Annotated in this window: 18 protein-coding genes; 11 read left to right on the forward strand and 7 right to left on the reverse strand. The window is 71.7% G+C overall.

The window, feature by feature from the left end; translation table 11 throughout:
- Positions 1-21 precede the first annotated feature (21 nt).
- The 4 genes from E0H26_RS09120 to E0H26_RS09135 are packed head-to-tail and all read left to right on the forward strand — an operon-like array spanning position 22 to position 3,398.
- The gene (locus E0H26_RS09120; protein WP_131303104.1) at positions 22-1,005 is read left to right on the forward strand and encodes a carbohydrate ABC transporter permease; all 984 of its coding nucleotides are present in this window, start codon (positions 22-24) and stop codon (positions 1,003-1,005) included.
- Positions 1,005-1,889, forward strand: coding sequence for a carbohydrate ABC transporter permease (locus tag E0H26_RS09125; RefSeq protein ID WP_131303105.1), 885 nt, complete (start codon positions 1,005-1,007; stop codon positions 1,887-1,889). Before E0H26_RS09120 ends, E0H26_RS09125 begins: the two co-directional genes overlap by 1 nt.
- On the forward strand, positions 1,873-2,493 hold the full coding sequence (locus E0H26_RS09130) for a hypothetical protein (RefSeq protein WP_131303106.1): 621 nt from the start codon (positions 1,873-1,875) through the stop codon (positions 2,491-2,493). The genes E0H26_RS09125 and E0H26_RS09130 overlap by 17 nt, the downstream gene beginning before the upstream one ends.
- Entirely contained in the window at positions 2,490-3,398 is a 909-nt protein-coding gene (locus E0H26_RS09135) for a DUF6807 domain-containing protein (RefSeq protein ID WP_206024969.1), read from the forward strand. Before E0H26_RS09130 ends, E0H26_RS09135 begins: the two co-directional genes overlap by 4 nt.
- Before the next feature lie 28 nt (positions 3,399-3,426).
- Here E0H26_RS09135 and E0H26_RS09140 read toward each other — a convergent pair whose 3' ends face one another.
- On the reverse strand, positions 3,427-6,036 hold the full coding sequence (locus E0H26_RS09140) for a CHAT domain-containing protein (protein WP_165521792.1): 2,610 nt from the start codon (positions 6,034-6,036) through the stop codon (positions 3,427-3,429).
- A 185-nt stretch (positions 6,037-6,221) separates the two neighbouring features.
- Here E0H26_RS09140 and E0H26_RS09145 point away from each other — a divergent pair, with 185 nt between their 5' ends.
- The 3 genes from E0H26_RS09145 to E0H26_RS09155 are packed head-to-tail and all read left to right on the forward strand — an operon-like array spanning position 6,222 to position 8,623.
- Positions 6,222-7,541 (forward strand): S8 family peptidase, encoded by a 1,320-nt coding sequence (locus tag E0H26_RS09145; protein WP_240742084.1) that lies wholly within the window; start codon positions 6,222-6,224, stop codon positions 7,539-7,541.
- A 19-nt stretch (positions 7,542-7,560) separates the two neighbouring features.
- Positions 7,561-8,184: an RNA polymerase sigma factor gene (locus E0H26_RS09150; RefSeq protein WP_131303109.1), complete on the forward strand. Its 624-nt coding sequence runs from the start codon at positions 7,561-7,563 to the stop codon at positions 8,182-8,184.
- Positions 8,159-8,623 carry a hypothetical protein gene (locus E0H26_RS09155; RefSeq protein ID WP_131303110.1) on the forward strand — a complete coding sequence of 155 codons (465 nt, stop codon included), beginning with the start codon at positions 8,159-8,161 and terminating at the stop codon, positions 8,621-8,623. The genes E0H26_RS09150 and E0H26_RS09155 overlap by 26 nt, the downstream gene beginning before the upstream one ends.
- Before the next feature lie 49 nt (positions 8,624-8,672).
- Here the strand turns inward: E0H26_RS09155 and E0H26_RS09160 are convergent, their stop codons facing one another.
- Together E0H26_RS09160 and E0H26_RS09165 are read right to left on the reverse strand one after the other, a co-directional pair.
- Complete coding sequence (locus tag E0H26_RS09160; RefSeq protein WP_131303111.1) at positions 8,673-9,698, reverse strand: hypothetical protein; 1,026 nt, start codon at positions 9,696-9,698, stop codon at positions 8,673-8,675.
- A 154-nt stretch (positions 9,699-9,852) separates the two neighbouring features.
- Positions 9,853-10,860 carry a LacI family DNA-binding transcriptional regulator gene (locus tag E0H26_RS09165; RefSeq protein WP_131303112.1) on the reverse strand — a complete coding sequence of 336 codons (1,008 nt, stop codon included), beginning with the start codon at positions 10,858-10,860 and terminating at the stop codon, positions 9,853-9,855.
- Positions 10,861-10,999: 139 nt separating this feature from the next.
- Between E0H26_RS09165 and E0H26_RS09170 the strand changes: the two genes are divergently transcribed.
- Genes E0H26_RS09170 through E0H26_RS09185 form a run of 4 tightly spaced genes read left to right on the forward strand, consistent with a single transcriptional unit; the run spans position 11,000 to position 16,535 of the window.
- Positions 11,000-12,307 carry an ABC transporter substrate-binding protein gene (locus E0H26_RS09170; RefSeq protein WP_131303113.1) on the forward strand — a complete coding sequence of 436 codons (1,308 nt, stop codon included), beginning with the start codon at positions 11,000-11,002 and terminating at the stop codon, positions 12,305-12,307.
- A complete protein-coding gene (locus tag E0H26_RS09175) occupies positions 12,304-13,308 on the forward strand; it encodes a carbohydrate ABC transporter permease (protein WP_131303114.1) in 1,005 nt (334 codons plus the stop codon). The genes E0H26_RS09170 and E0H26_RS09175 overlap by 4 nt, the downstream gene beginning before the upstream one ends.
- Positions 13,305-14,165: a carbohydrate ABC transporter permease gene (locus E0H26_RS09180; protein WP_131303115.1), complete on the forward strand. Its 861-nt coding sequence runs from the start codon at positions 13,305-13,307 to the stop codon at positions 14,163-14,165. The genes E0H26_RS09175 and E0H26_RS09180 overlap by 4 nt, the downstream gene beginning before the upstream one ends.
- A gap of 36 nt (positions 14,166-14,201) precedes the next feature.
- Positions 14,202-16,535: a beta-xylosidase/alpha-l-arabinosidase gene (locus E0H26_RS09185; RefSeq protein WP_131303116.1), complete on the forward strand. Its 2,334-nt coding sequence runs from the start codon at positions 14,202-14,204 to the stop codon at positions 16,533-16,535.
- Between the two features lie 67 nt (positions 16,536-16,602).
- On the opposite strand, the gene yidC is transcribed toward E0H26_RS09185, so the two are convergent.
- The 4 genes from yidC to E0H26_RS29200 form a co-directional block, all read right to left on the reverse strand.
- Entirely contained in the window at positions 16,603-17,535 is a 933-nt protein-coding gene (yidC, locus tag E0H26_RS09190) for a membrane protein insertase YidC (protein ID WP_131303204.1), read from the reverse strand.
- Between the two features lie 174 nt (positions 17,536-17,709).
- Complete coding sequence (locus E0H26_RS09195; RefSeq protein ID WP_131303117.1) at positions 17,710-17,991, reverse strand: DUF6412 domain-containing protein; 282 nt, start codon at positions 17,989-17,991, stop codon at positions 17,710-17,712.
- 54 nt (positions 17,992-18,045) lie between these two features.
- On the reverse strand, positions 18,046-18,816 hold the full coding sequence (locus E0H26_RS09200) for a hypothetical protein (RefSeq protein WP_131303118.1): 771 nt from the start codon (positions 18,814-18,816) through the stop codon (positions 18,046-18,048).
- Positions 18,817-18,832: 16 nt separating this feature from the next.
- On the reverse strand, positions 18,833-19,294 hold the full coding sequence (locus E0H26_RS29200; protein ID WP_165521793.1) for a hypothetical protein: 462 nt from the start codon (positions 19,292-19,294) through the stop codon (positions 18,833-18,835).
- Positions 19,295-19,336 lie beyond the last annotated feature (42 nt).

Genomic DNA, 19,336 nt, shown 5'->3' on the forward strand with positions numbered 1-19,336 from the left:
ATACCCGGAGAGGAGCAGTTCGTGGCCCTGACCACGGCGCCCGACCCGACCCGCCGCGGCACCGGATCCGTCCGACCCCCCGCCACCCGGCGCGGGACCGGACGGATCCGGCACGCGGAAGGTCTGGCCGGCTACGTCTTCCTGTCGCCCTGGCTCATCGGTCTGATGGGCATCACGGCGATACCCATGCTGTTGTCCCTGTACCTCAGCTTCACCAACTACGACATCCTCACCCCGTGGTCGGAGGTCGAGTGGGTCGGGCTGGCCAACTACGAACGGATGTTCACCAGCGATCCGTCGTGGTGGCACTCGGTACGCGTCACGCTCAGCTTCGCCCTGATCGCCGTACCGCTGAAACTGGCCGCGGCGCTCGGCGTGGCCCTGCTGCTCAACCGCGCCTGGCGCGGGGTCGGGCTGCTCCGCGGCCTGTTCTACCTGCCGTCGCTGCTCGGCGGCAGCGTGGCGCTGGCCATCGTCTGGGTCAACATGTTCAACCGGGAGGGGGCGTTCAACTCCTTCCTCGCCCTGTTCGGCATCGAGGGCAAGCCCTGGGTCAACGACCCGGACTGGGCCCTGGAGACCCTGATGGTGCTGGCCATCTGGCAGTTCGGTGCCCCGATGGTGATCTTCCTGGCCGGGCTCAAGCAGGTGCCGACCGAGCTGTACGAGGCCGCCTCGGTCGACGGGGCCGGCAAGTTCCGCAAGTTCGTCAACGTGACCCTGCCGATGCTCTCCCCGGTGATCTTCTTCAACCTGGTGCTGGAGACCATCAACGGTTTCCAGGGCTTCACCGCCGCGTTCGTGCTCAGCAACGGCACCGGCGGGCCGGTCGACTCGACCCTGATGTACACGCTCAACCTCTACATCACCGGCTTCACCGACCTGGAGATGGGCTACGCCTCCGCGATGGCCTGGGTCTTCCTGATCGCCATCGCGCTGATCACGGTGGTCTTCTTCAGCACCGGCCGGTTCTGGGTGCACTACTCCGACGGGGAGGACCGCTGATGGTGGCGAGCACCGTGGCCCCGCCCGTGGCGTCCCGCCCGCAACGCTCGCGCAGCCGCTCCTGGCTGCGGCTGGTCGTGCTGCTGGCCATCGTCGCGGTCGTGCTCTACCCGCTGATCTGGATGATCGGCACCTCCGTCAAGTCACAGGAGGAGATCGTCAACAACATCGGCCTGCTGCCGGAGAAGTTCACCCCGGGCAACTACACCGCCGGGTGGAGCAACTTCGACGTCAGCTTCGGCCGGTTCTTCGTCAACAGCGCGATGGTCAGCCTGCTCACCGTCGTCGGCAACGCGGTGAGCTGCCTGCTGGCCGCGTACGCCTTCGCCCGGTTGAAGTTCCGGCTGCGCGGAATGTGGTTCGCCGTCATGATCGGCACCCTGCTGCTGCCGAGTCACGTGCTGATCGTGCCGCAGTACATCCTCTTCCGCAGTCTCGGGCTGGTCGGCGGCGACTGGCCGTACCTGCCGCTGTTGATCCCGCAGTTCCTGGCCACCGAGGCGTTCTTCGTCTTCCTCATGGTGCAGTTCATGCGCGGCATCCCGCGCGAACTGGACGAGGCGGCCCGGATCGACGGCGCGGGCGCCTTCGGCATCTTCCGGCACGTCATCCTGCCGCTGAGCCGGCCCGCCCTGGTCACCACGGCGATCTTCTCGTTCATCTGGACCTGGAACGAGTTCTTCCGGCAACTGGTCTTCCTGTCCAACCTGAGCGACTACACCGTACCGGTGGCGCTGACCCTGTTCATCGACTCGACCAGCCAGAGCGCGGTCGGCCCGATGTTCGCCATGGCGGTGCTCTCCCTGCTGCCGGTGTTCGTGTTCTTCGTCGCCTTCCAGCGGATGCTCGTCGAGGGGATCAACACCAGTGGAATCAAGGGCTGAACAGCCGGCGCCGGGCCGCGACTGGCGCGACACCGTACGCGACGGGGCCGACCTGGCGCTGGTGGGCATCCTGACCGTGCTCGCCGCGGCACCGGTGTTGACCGCCGGCGCCGCGGTCGGCACCGCCAGCGCGGCCGTGCACGACTGGCTCGGCACCGGCAGTTGGCCCACCGCCCGGCGGACGCTGTCCCGGTTCGGCCGGGGGCTGCTGCCCGGTCTGCCGGTCACCCTGCTCGGCCTCGGCGGCGTCGGGCTGCTCGCCACCAACCTGGCCGTGCTGGCCACCGGTCGGGTGCCGGGCGGTGCGGTCGGGTTGACCGTCACCATCATGGTGGCGGCGGTCCTGCTCGGCTACGCCGCCGCGATCGTGGTCGAGGTGGGCCGCACGGGCGGCACCGGGTGGCGGTCGGCGGCCTCCCGCGCCGCCCGCGCCTGCCTCGACCACCCCGCGACCGCTGCCGCGCTGGCCGGGACCGTCGTGGTCGCCGTGCTGCTCGGCGTGCTGGTCACCCCGGTCGCGGTGCCGATCCTCGCCGGGTACGCGCTGGCCGCCGTGCACGCCGTCGCCCGCCGCCGGCCGGTCACCCGGGCGGAACTGTCGTGAGCGCGCTCGACCCGGCGGGCCCGCAGCCCGGCACCGGGACGGTCGACGAGGCACCGTCGTCCGCCGACGCGCACCTGCTGGTCGGCCGTACGCCGGTGGCCCGCTACGTGCTCGCCCCCGACCTCGACGCCAAGCACGGGCCCCGGCCGTACCTGCATCCGGTGCGGACCCTGGCCGGCACCCCGGTCACCGACGCGCTGCCGGACGACCACGTCTGGCACCTCGGGGCGTCGCTCGCGGTGCAGGATGTCAACGGCACCAACCTCTGGGGCGGACGCACCTACGTCCGCGACGTCGGATACACCTGGCGCGGCGACCACGGGCGGATCGTCCACACCGGATGGGAACACCGGACACCCGACCGACTCGACCACCGGCTGCACTGGTGCGACCCGGGCGGCACCGTGCTGCTCACCGAGCGGCGTACCCTCACCGCCGCGGCCGTCTCCGGCCACCCGGACGCCTGGCGGCTCACGATCGACAGCACCCTCACCGCGCCGGCCGGGCGGGACGTCGTGCTGGGCAGCCCGGCCACCAACGGGCGCCCCGGCGGTGCCGGTTACGGCGGGTTCTTCTGGCGGGCCCTGGCCGCCGAGCCGCCCGAGGTGTTCGCCGGTGCGCGGCACGGCGAGGAGGCGGTCAACGGCGGTGACCAGCCGTGGGTGGCGCTGCGCGGGCGGGCGCCGGAGGGTGGGGCGTACACCCTGGTCTTCAGCGGTCTCGGGCCGGGGGACCGGTGGTTCGTCCGGACCACGATGTACCCCGGGGTGTGCGTGGCGTTCGCCTTCGCGCAGACCGCGACCATCCCCGCTGGCACCAGCCGGCACGGCCGCTACCAGGTGGTCGTCGCCGACGGCACCCTCGCCCCCGACACCGCCGCGGCGGTGGCGACGCCGGCCGGGTAGCCGGCACCGCGCCGGCGGGCGCCGGCGGTCAACCGGCGCCGAGGCAGACGAACGCCGCGGCGGTGGCCCGGGCGGTGTCGTCGCCGGCCGCGACGAACGCCTGCTGGGCGTCGGCGAGGGCCGGCGCCGGTCGGGCGCCGGCCCGCATCCGTCGATGCAGGTCCAGCATGAGAGCGGTGGTGGGTTCGGCCGGCACCGGTAGCACGGTGGCGATCAGGCACCGGGTGCCCCGCGCCAGCAGCACCGCGGCGAAGCCCATGATCTCGTCACCCGGACGGACGCCGTTCAGCCCCGACTCGCAGGCGGAGAGCACCACGCAGGCGGGTGGGTGGGTGATCCGTTCCCACTCGTAGGCGAACAGCGGCCCGTCCGCGAGTTCCAGGGTGGAGAACTGGGGATTGTCCGCGCGGAACGTGCCGTGCGCCGCGATGTGCACCATCCCGGCCCGGTCCATTGCCGAGGTCAGCGCGGCGACCGTGGCGTCCGGGCCGGCGAGCACCCGGGCGCCCGGCAGCACCTGGGCGAGCCGGCCCACCTCGGCCTGCCCGGCCGGCAGGCGCGGACCGCTGGCCAGCACCGGTGGCCCGGTCCACGACTCGCGTCGCTCCGCGCCGAGCCAGACGGTGGCCGACGGGGCGACCGTCACGGCCCGACCGGCGCAGGTCGGCAACCCGGCCCAGCCGACGGCGTGCAAGGCGCCGACCGGGACGAGCACCAGGTCGCGGTCGGCCAGCCGCCGCCGCAACGGCTCGAAGAGTTGGCGGTCGAGGGCCACGGCGGCGTGTTCGGCGCCGGCCCGCGCGGCGGCCGAGTCGCCGCTGACGATCTGCCGGCGCAACCCGAACCGGTGCCACCGGGCCAGCCGGGCCGCCTCGTCGAGCGGACCCAGCTCGTGCAGGCTGGTCCGGCCGTCGCGCAGCAGCACCGCCCGCAGCCGGTCGCCGTGTGCCACCAACTCGACCAGGACCCGGGTGCCGAGCCGGTCGGCCAGCCCGCCCACGCTCGGCGGGGCGACCACCTTGGCCCCGCCGGGCACCCGCCGGGCCAGGTCACGGATGCGTTGTTCGAGCCGGGTCTGCCGCTCACGCAGGCTGCGTGCCGGCCGTCCGGCCAGCACCGCGTCCTCCAGCAGGCTGCTGACCAGCCGGAGTTCGGCGAGGGCGGCGACCAGGTCGGGGTCGTCGGGCGGGAGCGCCGGGCGCATCCGCAGCGTGTTGGCCCGCCATCGTTCGGCCCAGGCCAGCACCTGGGCCGGCGCGCCGGCCCGGACCGCGATGTCCAGCCCTTCGGCCGCCAACTCCTGCCCGTGGACCCCGCTGTGCGCCCGTAGTTCGGTGGCGCCCAGTGAGGTGCGGTGCCGGTCGAGTACGGCCAGGCCGCGCCGGAGCGCTCGGGCCGCGCCGGTCTCGTCGCCGCCGAGCCGGCGGGACAGCGCGAGGGCGTACCAACCTCGCGCGCGTCGTGGGGCGGTACCGCGACCCCGGGTGCGGGCGGCCCGCGCGAACAGCCGCACCGCCTGGCCGGTCCGCCCCAACTCGGTCGCCAGCAGGCCGGCATCGACGCGGGTGGTCAGCGCGGGGTCGGGCCAGCCGGTGGCGTCGAGCTGGTCGGCGGTACGCACCAGGGCCCGCAACAGCGCGGCGGAGCGGGTGCCCCGGCGGTACTCGGCGCGCAGCTCGACGTGGCGGGCGAAGGCGGCCCAGGTGCGGCGGCCCTGGCGGCGGAACCGGGTACGCGCCGCCGCGGCGGCCCGGGTGGCGGTGTCCAGGTCACCGGCGAGCAGCGCGGCCCGCGCCTGGGCCAGCAGCGCCTCGGCGAGATCGGAGGCCAGGCCCCGGCTGCGCAGTTCCCCGATGGCGGTGGCCGCGACCTGCACCGCCTCGTCGACCAGCGGCACCGACAGCAGCAGTTCGAGGCGGTCGAGCAGCAACGCCGGCCGGGGCACGGCCAGCCGCTGGTACTCCTCGCCGACGGCGGCGAAGCAGCGCAGTGCCGCCGCGACATCGCCGCGCAGGCCGGCGGCGATCCCGCCGTTCCAGCGGGCGTCGGCCGCCGCCAGATCCAGCCCGAGGCCGTCGAACACGGCCGCCGCCCGGGCCAGGTCGTCGGTGCCGTCGGCGGTACCCCGGTGGGCATTGAGCAGGCCACGGTTGTTCCGGGCCCGGGCTTCCAGCAGGGCGTCGCCCTCGCGTTGGGCGATGTCGATGGCGTGGCCGTAGTCGCGCACCGCCTCGTCGTACAGCCCCCGGTAGTGCAGCACCACCCCCCGCTGCATCCGGGCACGTCCGGCGTCCGCGCCGGTCAACTCGGGCAGCGCGGCGGTCACCGCGCCCAGCGCCGCCGCCGTACGACCGGAGTTGGCCAGCACGTAGCCGAGACTCATCCGGGCCAGCGCCCGGGTCCGGGCGGTCCTGGCGGTGCGGACCGCCCGGCGCAGGTGGCGCAGCGCGCCGGGCAGCTCGTTGAGTTCCCGCAGGGCCAGGCCGATGGCCCGGTCGGCGGTGGCGCGCTCGTCGTGATCGGCGGGGTGCGTGGCGAGCACCTGGGTGGCGATCGTGATCGCATCGCGCGGACAGCGCTGGACGAGGTCGAGTGCCGCCTGGGCGGCTCCGGCACCGGTACCGGTGCTGTCGGGCATAGTCAAAGATTTCACCATCCATGGCCGACCGTCAATGTCGACTAATGGCCTCGCCGAGAACTCGGGGAATGGTCTTTCGCCTCATTGACATGCACCGATTGATTGGAAGAATTGGTGAGGTCCGCGGGAATTCCGCCGCGCCGGCCACCGGTGAGCGTGCCCGCTCCCGCGCAGTTGGAGGATCCGTGCGTCCTGACCACCCCACCCCGCCACGCCCCACCGGCCGGCCGTCCCGTCGCCGACTGCTCGCCGCATCCGCCCTGGCCGCGGCGGCACTCCCGCTCGGCGCCGGGCTGCGTCCGGCGCCCGCGCGCGGCGACACCGACCCCGCTGACGACCAGGCATACCAGCTCGCATTCGCACAAACGCTGAATGCCGATCGCAACGTGCGGCGGTACCTCGCCACCGGCCGGGAAATTCTCTACCGGCCCCGGCAGTTGCTCGCCGCCGCCGGCGACGCCCGGCGGGTCGCGGCCTGGCTGGCGAACAGCGGACAACCGGTGACGATCGCGGACACCTTCGCCGGTGTCACCCGGTTGCAGTTCGCCGCGGAGACCGACATCCCCACCACCGTGACGAGGCTGCGCGACCCCCGACAGTGGCCCGGTCAGTCGGTGCCTCTGGTGCAACCGCATCACGTGCTGCTCGGCCTGGGCAACATCATGGGCAACCCCGGTACGCCACCCCGGTCGTCCGCCGCCCTGACGCCACCGGACCCGACCCGGCTCGGCGAGGGGGCGGGGGTGACGGTGGGCATCTGCGACACCGGCATCTGGCGGCAGGCCGGCGTCTGCCACCCGGACTGGCTGGGCGGCGCGTACCTGCCGGAGCTCGACGACGAGGATCCGCTCTACCTGCACACCGACGTGCTCGCCGCGCAGGGCGGTCACGGCACCTTCGTCGCCGGGGTGGTCCGGCAGGCCGCGCCAGGCGTACGCGTCGACCCGGAGGCGGCCCTGGCTCCCACCGGCATCGGCGACGAGGCCATGCTGGTGGCCGCCCTGGGTCGACTGGAGCCGCAGGCGTCCGTGGTGAACCTCTCGCTGGGCGGGTTCACCCTCGACGACCAGCCCTCGTTGCCACTGGCCAACGCCGTGGCCGGATTGCCGTCCAGCACCGCCGTGGTGGCGGCGGCGGGCAACGCCGGCACCGACCGGCCGGTCTGGCCGGCCGCCCTGAACCGGGTCGTGGGGGTCGCCGCGGTCGGTGCGGACCACACCGGCGTGGTGCCGGCGGCGTACAGCGGATTCGGGCCATGGGTCGACGCCTGCGCCCTCGGCCGACGCGACAGCACGTACGTCGAGGGCCGGCTGCCGCTGCCCGGCCGGCCGACCCGGCTCTTCCACGGCTTCGCCTCCTGGGCCGGCACCTCGTTCGCCGCGGCTCACGTCTCCGGCCGGCTCGCCGCCCTGATGACCGCCGGTGACCTGAGCGCCGACGCGGCCCGGCTGGCCTTGCTGGCGGCGCCGCGCTGGCACCCCGACTACGGGGTGTTCGTCGGATGAGCGCCCGGAGCGCCTCGTGGTGACCGAGCACAGCACGACGGCCCTGGTAACCGCCGCCGCGCGCGGCGACGAGTCGGCCTGGGCGGAGCTGGTTCGCCGGTACACCCCGCTGGTCTACTCGGTGATCCGCAGCCACGATCTGGGCGGTGCCGACGCGGCCGACGTCAACCAGACCGTCTGGCTGCGGCTGGTGGAACACCTCGACCAGGTACGCAAGCCGGAGGCGCTGGCCGCCTGGCTGGCCGTCACCACCCGACGCGAGTGTTACCGGATGTCCCGCCTGGGTCGGCGTACCCAGCCCGTCGACCCGTCCGACGGCGCCCTCGACGGGTACGACGGCAGTTCGGCGGCGCCCGACGAGGATCTGCTGCGTACCGAGCGGCGGCAGGCACTGCGGGAGGGCTTCGCCCAGCTTCCGCCTCGGTGCCAGGAGTTGCTGTCGTTGCTGACGGCCGATCCGCCGCTGAGCTACCGGGAGGCCGCCGATCGGCTCGGCGTACCGATCGGCAGCATCGGGCCGACCCAGGCCCGATGCCTGCGCCGGTTGCGGGACTGTCCGGCCCTCGCCCCGTACCTTGGTCTGCGCCCGAGCAACGGGACGAAGGGGGGTGACCGCGATGGAGCCGTGGCCGCCGGTCGATGACGCCGGGCTGGGCGCGGAACTGCGCGCGGCGCTCTGGGACGCCGGGGAGGTGCCCGAGGAGCACCTGAGGGCAGCCCGGGCGGCCTTCGCCTGGCGGACGGTGGACGCCGAGTTGACCCTCGCCGAGTTGGTCTTCGACTCGGCCTGCGAGGCGGGAGCGGCCGGCCCCACCCGCTCGGCCGGGTCCGCCCGGAACCTGTCCTTCCGGGGCGGACCGATCATGTTGGAGATCGAGGTGAGTGCCGCGGGAATCGTCGGGCAGCTCTGCCCGGCCGACGGCGGTCGGATCAGTGCCCGGACCGCGAACGGCACCTACGACGAGACCTCGGTCGACGCCGTGGGACTCTTCTCGCTCGGTGTCCCGCCGCCCGGCCCGGTCCAACTGCACGCCCGGGCCGGCGGGGTCACCGTGGTCACCGACTGGGTCTGCCTGCGCTGACACCGCGGGGGCCGCCGACCGGCGACCCCCGCGACACCCCCTCCTGGAATTAGCGCAGCGTGGAACTGATCTGGTACTGCACCCCGCCCAGGTCGGCCACCTTGGTTCCGCTGGTGTCCGGGCCGAACTGGATCACCTTGAACGGCCACAGCCGGTTGCTGGCTCGTTCGGCGGAGAACTGCAACGAGAACTCCAACCGCTCACCGGGGTTGAGCCGCAGGTTGCCCAGGCTGGCCCACTTCGGTTCGACGATCTCCACCTGCGTCCGGCCGATCGGTCGGACCCCGGTGCCGACACCGCCACCGGCGCGCCACCGCTCGAACAGCACCGGGCCGAGGTCGACGACCACTCGGGCACCGATCTCCTGGAGCGGCTCGGCCGCCGCGAAGAGCACCTCGTTGGTCGACGGTACGGTCAGCGAGTTGCCGATGGCGAAGGGCCGGACCACCGGGCCGCCGCCGGCGGTGAGCTGGACCGAGTCGACGTTGCGCCAGGCGATGTTGTTGTTGTAGCGGGTGTTGGTGCTGATGTCCGGGCCCTCGAAGGTCATCGGGTCGGAGTCGGACACCCAGCGGGCGAGCAGGCAGAAGTGTCCCGGCCCGGGCACGCCGGTCCACGGGATGGTGACCGTGGTGACGCCCGCGGCGGCGACCACGCTGACCGCGCCGATCTGGGTCCAGTGGGTCGGCCAGACCGCACCGCCACCGGGCGTGGTCCGGTAGAGATGGAGCACACCGGTGCTGGTGCCCGTGCCGTACGGGCCCGGGTTACGCAGCTTGACGAAGACGTAGTTGGTGGCGCCGACGATCGGGTTCTGGCTGACGGCGCACTCCACGGCCGTCGGGCAGACCTTGATGTCGGGGCTGGCCCAGAGCGGGTTGAACGAGTGCGGCTGGTCGCCGACATCGTCGGCGACGTCCTTGATGTAGGCGTCGGTGCGGGCCGCCGCGGCGGCGCGGTCCGTTCCCTGCCCGATCGGCGCGGCGGCGGCGCTGGCCGCCAGCAGGCCGGTCAGCGCCGCTCCCACGAACCCGACCCACACGGCCCGGCGGAGCCGTCTCCCTACACTGCTCATGGCAGGTCTCTCCCATCGACGGAGCGTTGGCCGACCCCGGCTGTTTCCCGCCGGTGTCGACGCGGTTACGCCTTGTAGGAGCCGGCGGTGGCCCGGGAAATACCGTCGACGGGGAAGCGCACCGTCAGATGGTGCGAGAAGCGGCAAACGGTGGTCAGGCGTCCAGGGGGCGGCAGGAGGCCCGGACCACCAGTTCGGTGGGCAGCCGGATGTGGATGTCGCGCTCGACGCCGGCGATCAGGTCGACGAGCAGGCGCAACGCCTCGGCGCCCATCCGCTGTATCGGTTGCATGATCGTCGTCAGCGGCGGGTTGACCAACGCCGACTCCGGCACGTTGTCGAAGCCGATCACGGACAGATCGTCGGGCACCGACAGGCCCATGCGCCGGGCGACGTCGATCGTGGAGATCGCCGACAGGTCGTTACCGGCGAAGACCGCGGTCGGCCGGTCGGGAAGGGCGAGCAGTTCGCCGGCCGTGCTGGCGGTGCTCTCGATGCGGAATCCGCCGACCCGGACCAGCCGCTCGTCCACCGACACGCCCGCGTCGGCCATGGCCTGCCGGAAGCCCGCCTCGCGCAGCCGGGACGACTCCAGGTCGGCGCGTCCGCTGATGTGCCCGATCCGGCGGTGGCCGAGCGACAGCAGGTAGTTGGTCGCCAGTACGGCACCGGCGAAGTTGTCGGAGTCGACGGTGGGTAGACCGGACGGGCCGGTGTGCGGGTCGACGGCGACGACGTGGAAGCCCTGTTTGGTCTCCACCACGGTCGGGGTGACGATCACGGCTCCGTCGATGAGCGTGCCGGACAGCCGCGCCAGGGACCGCCGTTCCCAGCCGACGGCCGCACCGGCCCCGTCGCCGCTGGAGTAGGCGAGCAACTGGTAGCCGGTGCCGGTGACCTCCGAGGAGGCGCCCTTGAGCAGCTCGGTGGAGAACGGTTCGAACTCGGCCACCAGGATGCCCAACACGTTCGTCCGATGGCTGCGCAGGCTCTGCGCTCCCAGGCTGGCCTCGTAGCCGAGCTGGTGGATGACCTGCTGGACGCGCTCTACGGTCGCCTGTGCCACGCCGTACCTACCATTCACCACCTTGGATACGGTTGCCACGGAGACGCCGGCCGCGCGGGCCACGTCCGACATGTTGACACGCTGCGGGAACGCCACGCCGACGATGATAGAGGGCGGCCCGGGCGCCGTCAGCGGCGATTCGAAAACGTTATCGACACCGATTGACACTCGGTTACACGGCTGTAAAACTCGCCGGCAGGCCGAGCACCGCGACTGACTAGTCGAGGAGATAACGATGGCTATAACGCGCCGCGCACGCACCGTCCTAGCGCTGTCCATCACCACCGCCCTGCTTGCCGCCGGATGTAGCGGCGGCGAGTCCGACGCACCACCCGAGAGCGAGCTGTTCAAGAACCCGGTGACCCTGACCTGGTGGCACAACGCCTCCCAGGACGGGCCCGGCAAGGAGTACTGGGCGAAGGTCGCCAAGGACTTCAACGCCCTGCATCCCACCGTCACCATCGAGATCGAGGGGATCGAGACCAACCAGCTCCAGCGCACCCGGCTGCCCGCCGCGCTGCTGAGCAACGACCCGCCGGACATCTTCCAGGCCTGGGGTGGCGGTGAGATCCGCGAGCAGGTCGAGGCCGACTACCTCAAGGACATCACCGAACAGGCGAAGGGCGAGGTTGCCAACATCGGCAGCTCCGCCGAGATCTGGGCGGTGAACGGCAAGCAGTACGGTCTGCCGTACCGGATGGGCATCGAGGGCATCTGGTACAACAAGGACATGTTCGAGCGGGCCGGCATCGCGGCCCCGCCGACCACGTTCGACGAACTCAACGAGGCCGTCACCAAGCTCAAGGCGATCAACGTCGTGCCGATCGCAGTCGGCGCCGGTGACAAGTGGCCGGCCGCCCACTGGTGGTACAACTTCGCCCTGCGGGCCTGCTCCGTCGACACGCTGAAGAAGGCCTCTACCGACCTGGACTTCGAAGACCCGTGCTTCGTCAAGGCCGGCGAGGACCTGAAGTCCTTCATCGACACCAAGCCGTTCCAGAACAACTTCATCGCCACCCCCGGGCAGAACGACCCGACCAGCGCCAACGGCATGCTCGCCAACGGCAAGGCCGCGATGGAGCTGATGGGTGACTGGAACAAGGGCACCCTGGACACGGTGGCCGAGGACACCGAGGCGCTGAACAAGTTCATCGGCTGGTTCCCGGTCCCGGCGATCAGCGGTTCGGCCGGCGACCCGAAGGCGGCCCTCGGCGGTGGCGACGGATTCGCCTGCGCCAAGAACGCCCCGGCCGAGTGCGTCGAGTTCCTCAAGTACATCGTCAGCCCCGAGGTGCAGAAGGGCTACGCCGAGACCGGCACCGGCCTGCCCGTCGCCAAGGGCGCCGAGTCCGGTGTCCAGGACCCCGCCCTACGGTCCATCCTGGAGGCCACCACCGGTGCGACCTACGTGCAGCTCTGGCTGGACACCGCCTTCGGCAGCACCGTCGGCAACGCGATGAACGACGCGATCGTCGCCATCTTCGCCGGCAACGGTACGCCGCAGCAGGTCGTCGACGCGATGAAGTCGGCCGCCCGCAAGTGACCTCGACCAACCAGACCCTGAACCCCGCCGGCGGCGTACCCGCGTCGCCGGCGGGGCTCCGGCCCGCCGGGCGTACGTCCAATCGGGCCGCCGAGACCCGACGCAAGTGGTACGAGATCATCGGACTCACCACCCCGGCGATCGTCGTGTACGTGATGTTCGTGCTGGTCCCGATGGGCTTCGCCTTCTACTACAGCCTGTTCCGCTGGCGTGGAGTCGGACCGCCCACCGAGTACATCGGCTTCGACAACTACGTCATGGCCTTCCAGGACCCGATCTTCCTCGACGCGCTGCGCAACAACGCGATCATCGTCTTCGGGTCGCTGGCCATCCAGGGCCCCATCGCACTGGGCGTGGCCCTGCTGCTCAACCGCAACTTCCGCGGCCGTACGGTGTTCCGCCTGCTGGCGTTCGTGCCGTACGTGCTCGCCGAGGTCACCGTCGGCATCATGTGGAAGCTGATCCTGACCGACGGCGGCACCTTCGACGCGCTGCTGCGCTCGATCGGGCTGGGCGGTCTGGTCCAGCCATGGCTGGCCGACCTGGACCTCGTCATCTGGACGCTGCTGTTCGTGCTCACCTGGAAGTACGTCGGCTTCGCGATCATCCTGCTGCTGGCCGGGCTGTCCAACGTGCCCCAGGAGCTGAACGAGGCCGCCGCGATCGACGGGGCGAGTTGGTGGCAGATCCAGCGCCACGTCACGCTGCCGCTGCTGGGTCCGACGATCCGGATCTGGATGTTCCTGTCCATGATCGGCTCGTTGCAGGTCTTCGACGTGATCTGGGTGACCTCGGTGCCGGCCGTACGCTCGCTCGGCGCGTCGGCCACCATGGCGACGTACATGGTGGACAACGGCTTCTTCGCCCGGCTGTGGGGCTACGGCAACGCGGTCGCGGTGATCCTGTTCGCCATCTCGTTCGTCGCGGCGCTGCTGTTCCAGCGCTTCCTGCTCCGCCGGGACATCGAGGGCGCCATCACCAGAAGGGCAAACCGACCGTGACCGCGAACACCGTCCTGTCGCCGTCCGCCAAGCGCCGTCCGGTGTCCTGGGGCAACCCGCTGACCTACGCGCTGGCGCTCGCGGTCGCGGCCGTGTCGATCACGCCGGTGGTCTACGTGATCATCGGCGGCTTCCGCACCACCCCGCAGATCGTGGCGAACCCGGCCGGCCTGCCCGACCCGTGGGTCGTCGACAACTACGTCCGGGTGCTGACCCAGAGCGACTTCTGGCGGCAGGCGTTCAACAGCGCCGTGGTCTCCCTGGGCACCACGCTCGGCGTGGTGGCCCTGGGGGTCTGCGCCGCGTTCGTGCTCGCCCGGTACACCTTCCGCGGGCGTGAGGTGCTCTACACCTTCTTCACCCTCGGCCTGCTGTTCCCGGCCGGCGCGGCGATCCTGCCGCTCTACCTCATGCTGCGCGATCTCAACCTGATCAACTCGTACTACGCGGTGATCCTCCCGCAGGTCGCCTTCTCGCTGCCGCTGACGATCGTCATCCTGCGACCGTTCCTGTCCGCCATCCCCCGTGAGCTGGAGGACGCGGCGGCGATCGACGGCACCGGCCGGCTCGGCTTCCTTTGGCGCATCATGCTGCCGCTGTCGCGGCCGGCGTTGGTCACCGTCGGGATCCTCGCGTTCGTCACGAGCTGGAACGCCTTCCTCCTGCCGCTGCTCGTCCTCGGCGACGCCAGCCTGCACACCCTGCCGCTGGGCGTGCAGAACTTCTCCAGCCAGTACACCTCCGACACGGCCGGCATCCTCGCCTTCACCTCGCTGGCGATGCTGCCCGCCCTGCTTTTTTTCACCTTCGCCGAGAAACAGATCGTCGGGGGCCTGCAAGGTGCGGTCAAGGGCTGAGCGGCAGCCGCACGAGCACAGAATGGAAGGCACAGCATGACTGAGGTCCGTCAGGTGGTGGGCGCGTCGGCGCCGACTCAAACAGATCCGCGCCACGACCGGCCGGACGGGCGGGACGGGCCGGACGGCGAGTCGCGCGTACGTGACCTGCTCGGTCGGATGACGATCGAGGAGAAGGTCGCGCAGCTCGTCGGGTTCTGGGAGAAGGAGGAGGGCGAGGCCGTCGCCCCGTTGCAGGGCGAGTTCGCCGACGTCGGCAGGTTGGAGACCTTCTCCCGCAACGGGTTGGGTCACCTCACCCGGGCGTACGGCACCCGTCCGGTCGACGCCGCGGCCCGCGCCGGTTGGCTGTGGAAGTTCCAGTCGAAACTGGTCACCGGCACCCGGCTCGGCATCCCGGCGATCGTGCACGAGGAGTGCCTCACCGGGTTGTCGGCCTGGAAGGCGGCGACCTTTCCCACCCCGTTGGCGTGGGGTGCGGCGTTCGATCCCGACCTGGTCACCGAGATGGCCGCCGCGATCGGAACCTCGATGCGGGCCCTCGGCATCCATCAGGGACTCGCCCCGGTGCTGGACGTGATCCGTGACCCGCGCTGGGGTCGGGTCGACGAGTGCATCGCCGAGGACCCGTACCTGGTCGGCACCCTCGGCACGTCGTACGTGCGTGGCCTGCAATCCCAGGGGGTGCACGCCACCCTGAAGCACTTCGTCGGCTACTCCGCCTCGCGGGCCGGGCGCAACTTCGCTCCGGTGCACGCCGGCCCCCGGGAGATCGCCGATGTGCTGCTCCTGCCGTTCGAGATGGCGGTGCTGGACGGCGACGTCCGTTCGGTCATGCACTCGTACGCCGAGATCGACGGCGTACCGGTCGCCGCCGATGCGTCCCTGCTGACCGGTGTGCTGCGGGACCGGTGGGGCTTCGACGGCACGGTGGTGGCCGACTACTTCGGGGTGGCGTTTCTCAACCTGCTGCACCACGTCGCGGGCGACCACGCCGAGGCGGCCGTGCAGGCGCTCACCGCCGGGGTGGACATCGAGCTGCCGACCGGCGACGCCTACCTGACCCTGGTCGAGTCGGTGCGCGGCGGCCGGGTCGACGAGGCGCTGGTCGACCGCGCCGTGCTCCGGGTGCTGCGGCAGAAGCTCGAACTGGGCCTGCTCGACGCCACCTTCGGCGACGAGCCGGCCGAGCAGGTCGACCTCGACTCGCCCGAGCATCGGGCGATCGCCCGCCGGCTGGCGGAGAAGTCCGTCGTCCTGGTCGCCAACCAGGGCGTGCTGCCACTGCCGGCGGGGCGGCGGGTGGCGGTCGTCGGCCCGAACGCCGACCGGGAGGCCGCGCTGTTCGGCTGCTACTCGTTCCTCAACCACGTCCTCGCCCAGCACCCCGGCGTGGAGACCGGCATCGAGGTGCCCACCGTGCTCGACGCGCTGCGCGGCGAGTTCGGCGCCGGGCAGGTCAGCTGGGCGCGGGGCTGCGACGTGGACACCGAGGACCGTTCCGGCTTCGCCGAGGCGGTGGCCACGGCCTCCGCCGCGGACGTCGCCGTACTTGTCGTCGGCGACCACGCCGGCCTGTTCGGACGCGGCACCGTCGGCGAGGGCTGCGACCGCGACGACCTGGAGCTGCCCGGGGTGCAGCGCGAACTCGTCGAGGCGGTGGCGGCCACCGGTACGCCGGTCGTCCTGGTGCTGCTCACCGGGCGGCCGTACGCGCTGGGCTGGGCACTGTCCCGGTGCGCGGCGGTGGTGCAGGCGTTCTTCCCGGGTGAGGAGGGGGCCGGGGCGATCGCCGGTGTGCTCTCCGGGCGGGTCAACCCGTCGGGTCGGCTGCCGGTCACGCTGCCCGGCTCGGCGGGGGCGCAGCCGTACTCGTACCTGCATCCCACGCTGGGGGAGGGCAGCGAGGTGACGAACCTGCCCGCGACGCCGGTGGCGCCCTTCGGCCACGGCCTGTCGTACACCACGTTCGCGTACGCCGACCTGACGGTGCCGGCCACGGTGCCGACCGACGGCACGGTGCAGGTGAGCGTCCGGGTCACCAACACCGGCCCGGTCGCCGGCGAGGAGGTGGTCCAGCTCTACGGCCGCGACCTGGTGGCCTCGGTGACCCGGCCGGTGGCGCAACTGCTCGGCTACCACCGGCTCCACCTGGAGCCGGGTCAGTCGGTCACGGTCGAGTTGTCCGTGCCCACCACCCGCCTGGCCTTCTCCGACCGTACGCTCACCCGGGTCGTGGAGCCCGGTGACGTCGACCTCTGGGTCGGCACCAGCGCCCACCGCGCGGCCCAGGCCCGCACCACCCTGGTCGGCGGCCTCGCCCCGGTGACCAACACCTCCCCCCGCTGGACCACCTCGCAGCTGCGCTGATCGTGGTCGCGTTACCGCCCCCGGTGCGGGGTTGAACAACCGCACCGGGGGCGGGAACTCGGCGGGGTCAGGGGCGCCGTTTCGGTTTCGCGCCCACCTTCGGGGCCAGTGACCTCGGGGGCACGGCGTCGTCGGCGCCGGCTTTCGAGGTGGCGGCTTTCGGGGTGGCGGCTTTCGGGGTGGTGGCTTTCGGGGTGGCGGTGCCGTTGGCGGGTGGGGGTGGGTACTTGCGTAGTACCCAGGTCTGCTGGCCCAGTGAGAACAGGTTCGTGGTGACCCAGTAGATGATCACACCGATCGGGAAGATCAGACCGGAGACGAGCAGCGACAGCGGGATGCCGTAGAGCATCAGCCGCTGCACCATCTTCTGCTGCGGGTCATCGGCCCACCCGGTCCGCAGGATCATCTGCCGGCTGCTCAGGTAGGTCGTCGCGATCATCACGACGATCAGGATCGCGGCGACCACCCGGACCGTGACCCCGCCGGCGCCGAGCAGGGCCAACTCCTGCTCGGTGGAGCGGAAACTGGCCGCGATGGGCGCGCCGAACAGCGTCGCCGACGAGGCGCTGTCGAACTGGGTGACCGACCAGCCGTACAACGTCTTCATGTGCTCCGGCATGGTCGGCTTGAGGTGCCGCAGCACGTGGAACAGGCCCAGGAAGACGGGAATCTGCACCAGCATCGGCAGGCAGCCCATCAGCGGGTTGGCCTTCTCCGTCCGGTACAGCTCGACGAGTTCTCTCTGTAGGGTCTCCCGGTCACCCTTGTGCTTCTCCTGAAGCGCCTTGGTCTGCGGCTGCAATGCCTGCATCGCCCGCTGCGACTTGATCTGTTTGACGAAGACCGGGAAGAGCAGCGCCCGCACGGTGAGCACCAGGAAGACGATGCCGAGCACCCAGGACCAGTTGGTGCCCAGCATCGGCGCGTCGCCGAAGACGAGCTGCCAGGCGGCGTGCCAGAACAGCAGGATCACGGAGATGCCGCCGTAGATCGCCGCCATCAGTGGGCTGAACAGAGTGCTCACCGGCGGACTCCGGCCAGCGAACAGTCGGCGGAGAACCCGCCATGAATCGACAAATTGGACATGATGCACCCCTCGGATACGACCGGTGACTGAGAACAGGCAGGAGACAGTCAGGTGCGGTCGCCGTCGAGCGGCAGGAGACGAGGAGGCTCAGGCGACCGCGAGGGTCGCCGTCGGGGCCCTGGGCCGGGCCCGGCCGGCCGCGTCCGGATCACGGTGGCGGGGTACGCCGGTGCGTCCCGAGCGTTCGCGCATCATCCGGCGGGTGACCCGCAGCTCGGGTGCGGTGACCACCCGGTAGAGCAGGTTCGAGGCGGCGAGCACGACGGTCAGCAGGACGCCGGTCGCCGCCGCGGTGCCGGAGAACATGCCGGTGGCACCCGCGTCGGCCAACACACCGACGAGGTACCAGAGCATGCCGAGCCCGATCACGCCACAACCATAGCCGGCCGGCGCGACCCCTGGGGTGCCGAAGTCCCGGCCGCACTACCGGTGCGGGTCGGTCTCGGCGCGCAGGGCGGCGGTGGCGCGGATCGCCTTGACGATCGCCGGGATCGCACCGATCAACAGCACCAGCGCCCAGACGATCGCGACCACCGCGAAGACGAGCGCGCCCACGTCGTCGAGGATGCTCACCACGATCACCGGCACCAGGCGGTGCAGGAACTCCAGCAGCACCGTGCAGAGCAGGCTGGTCCCGATCAGCAGCACCAGGCCCTTGTTCTGGAGGAACTTGGGCTGGGCCAGCAGCAGCAGAGCGGCCCAGGCGAGCTTGAGCAGCAGTACCAGGCCGAGCAGGACGGACGCGTCGCCGACCGGGAAGAAGCCCCAGAGCGCCAGGTAGGCCAGCGTGCCGAACGGCGGTGCCAGGAAGAGCGAAACCATGATCGTCAGCTCGACGAAGGCGAAGACCAGGGCCAGGAACGCCACGATGATCAGGACGATCGAGAAGATCAGCGTGGCGACGCCCTGGATCCGCCCGTGGATCCGTTCGGGCAGCACCAGTCCCAGGCAGAACAGCCCGGTGGTCCACAGCGCCGCCGCGTCGACCAGCGCCAGATAGCCGGTGCCCCGTCCGGACGGCTCGCTGACCCCGCTCACGTCGGCGACCTCGACACCGAGGTCGGCGGCGCCGCCGGCCAGTGCCGGGCCGGCGTCCGCCCCGCCCAGCAGCAGCCCGGCGCCGACCTCGACGCCGACCGCCAGCACCAGGGCGAGCATCGCCAGCAGCAGGAACGGCTTGCGTAAGGCACCCATCAGCGACCTCCTCGCCTCACTGTCCGGCGACCGTGACCAGGCAGCCGTCGGGGCAGCGCACCGTCACCGTGACCGGCCGGTCCACCGCGATCCGGGCGACCGCACCGGTGCCGTCCTCGGCCGGGGTGACCGTGTCGGCCACGCTGAACTCGGCGTCACCCGGTGCCGGCGCCTCGACCCTGAACTCGTCCGGGCTACGCAGGATCAGCGTCCGCAGCTCACCCGGGTCGGCGACCCGCAGCTCGCAGTCGCCGACCACCGCCAGTTGGCCGGGCGCCTCGGCACACCCCGCCTCGACGCTGGCCGGGTCGACCGCGCTCCGTCCGCCACCGGCCCGCCCCAGCAGCTCCACCAGCGGGTGCCGCCCTCCCGGCCGCCCCGGGTCGTCCCGACCCGTACCCCCCGCCACCGCCACCGCGAACAACACCACCAGCAGCACCCCGAGCCCCACCAACAACACCTTCTGCCGCCCACTCACGCCAACCCCTCCCTCACGCCGTCTCCTGCCAAGCCCCGCCCT

It is taken from the genome of Micromonospora zingiberis, from assembly GCF_004331455.1.
Classification (GTDB): Bacteria; Actinomycetota; Actinomycetes; order Mycobacteriales; family Micromonosporaceae; genus Micromonospora; species Micromonospora zingiberis.

Excerpts from the sequence above, each read along its gene's own strand:
- E0H26_RS09170 (WP_131303113.1), top strand. The coding sequence starts at position 11,000 with ATGGCTATAACGCGCCGCGCACGCACCGTCCTAGCGCTGTCCATCACC.
- E0H26_RS09155 (WP_131303110.1), top strand. The coding sequence starts at position 8,159 with ATGGAGCCGTGGCCGCCGGTCGATGACGCCGGGCTGGGCGCGGAACTG.
- E0H26_RS09125 (WP_131303105.1), top strand. The coding sequence starts at position 1,005 with ATGGTGGCGAGCACCGTGGCCCCGCCCGTGGCGTCCCGCCCGCAACGC.
- yidC (WP_131303204.1), bottom strand. The coding sequence starts at position 17,535 with ATGGCGGCGATCTACGGCGGCATCTCCGTGATCCTGCTGTTCTGGCAC.
- E0H26_RS09140 (WP_165521792.1), bottom strand. The coding sequence starts at position 6,036 with ATGCCCGACAGCACCGGTACCGGTGCCGGAGCCGCCCAGGCGGCACTC.
- E0H26_RS09200 (WP_131303118.1), bottom strand. The coding sequence starts at position 18,816 with ATGGGTGCCTTACGCAAGCCGTTCCTGCTGCTGGCGATGCTCGCCCTG.
- E0H26_RS09185 (WP_131303116.1), top strand. The coding sequence starts at position 14,202 with ATGACTGAGGTCCGTCAGGTGGTGGGCGCGTCGGCGCCGACTCAAACA.
- E0H26_RS09160 (WP_131303111.1), bottom strand. The coding sequence starts at position 9,698 with ATGAGCAGTGTAGGGAGACGGCTCCGCCGGGCCGTGTGGGTCGGGTTC.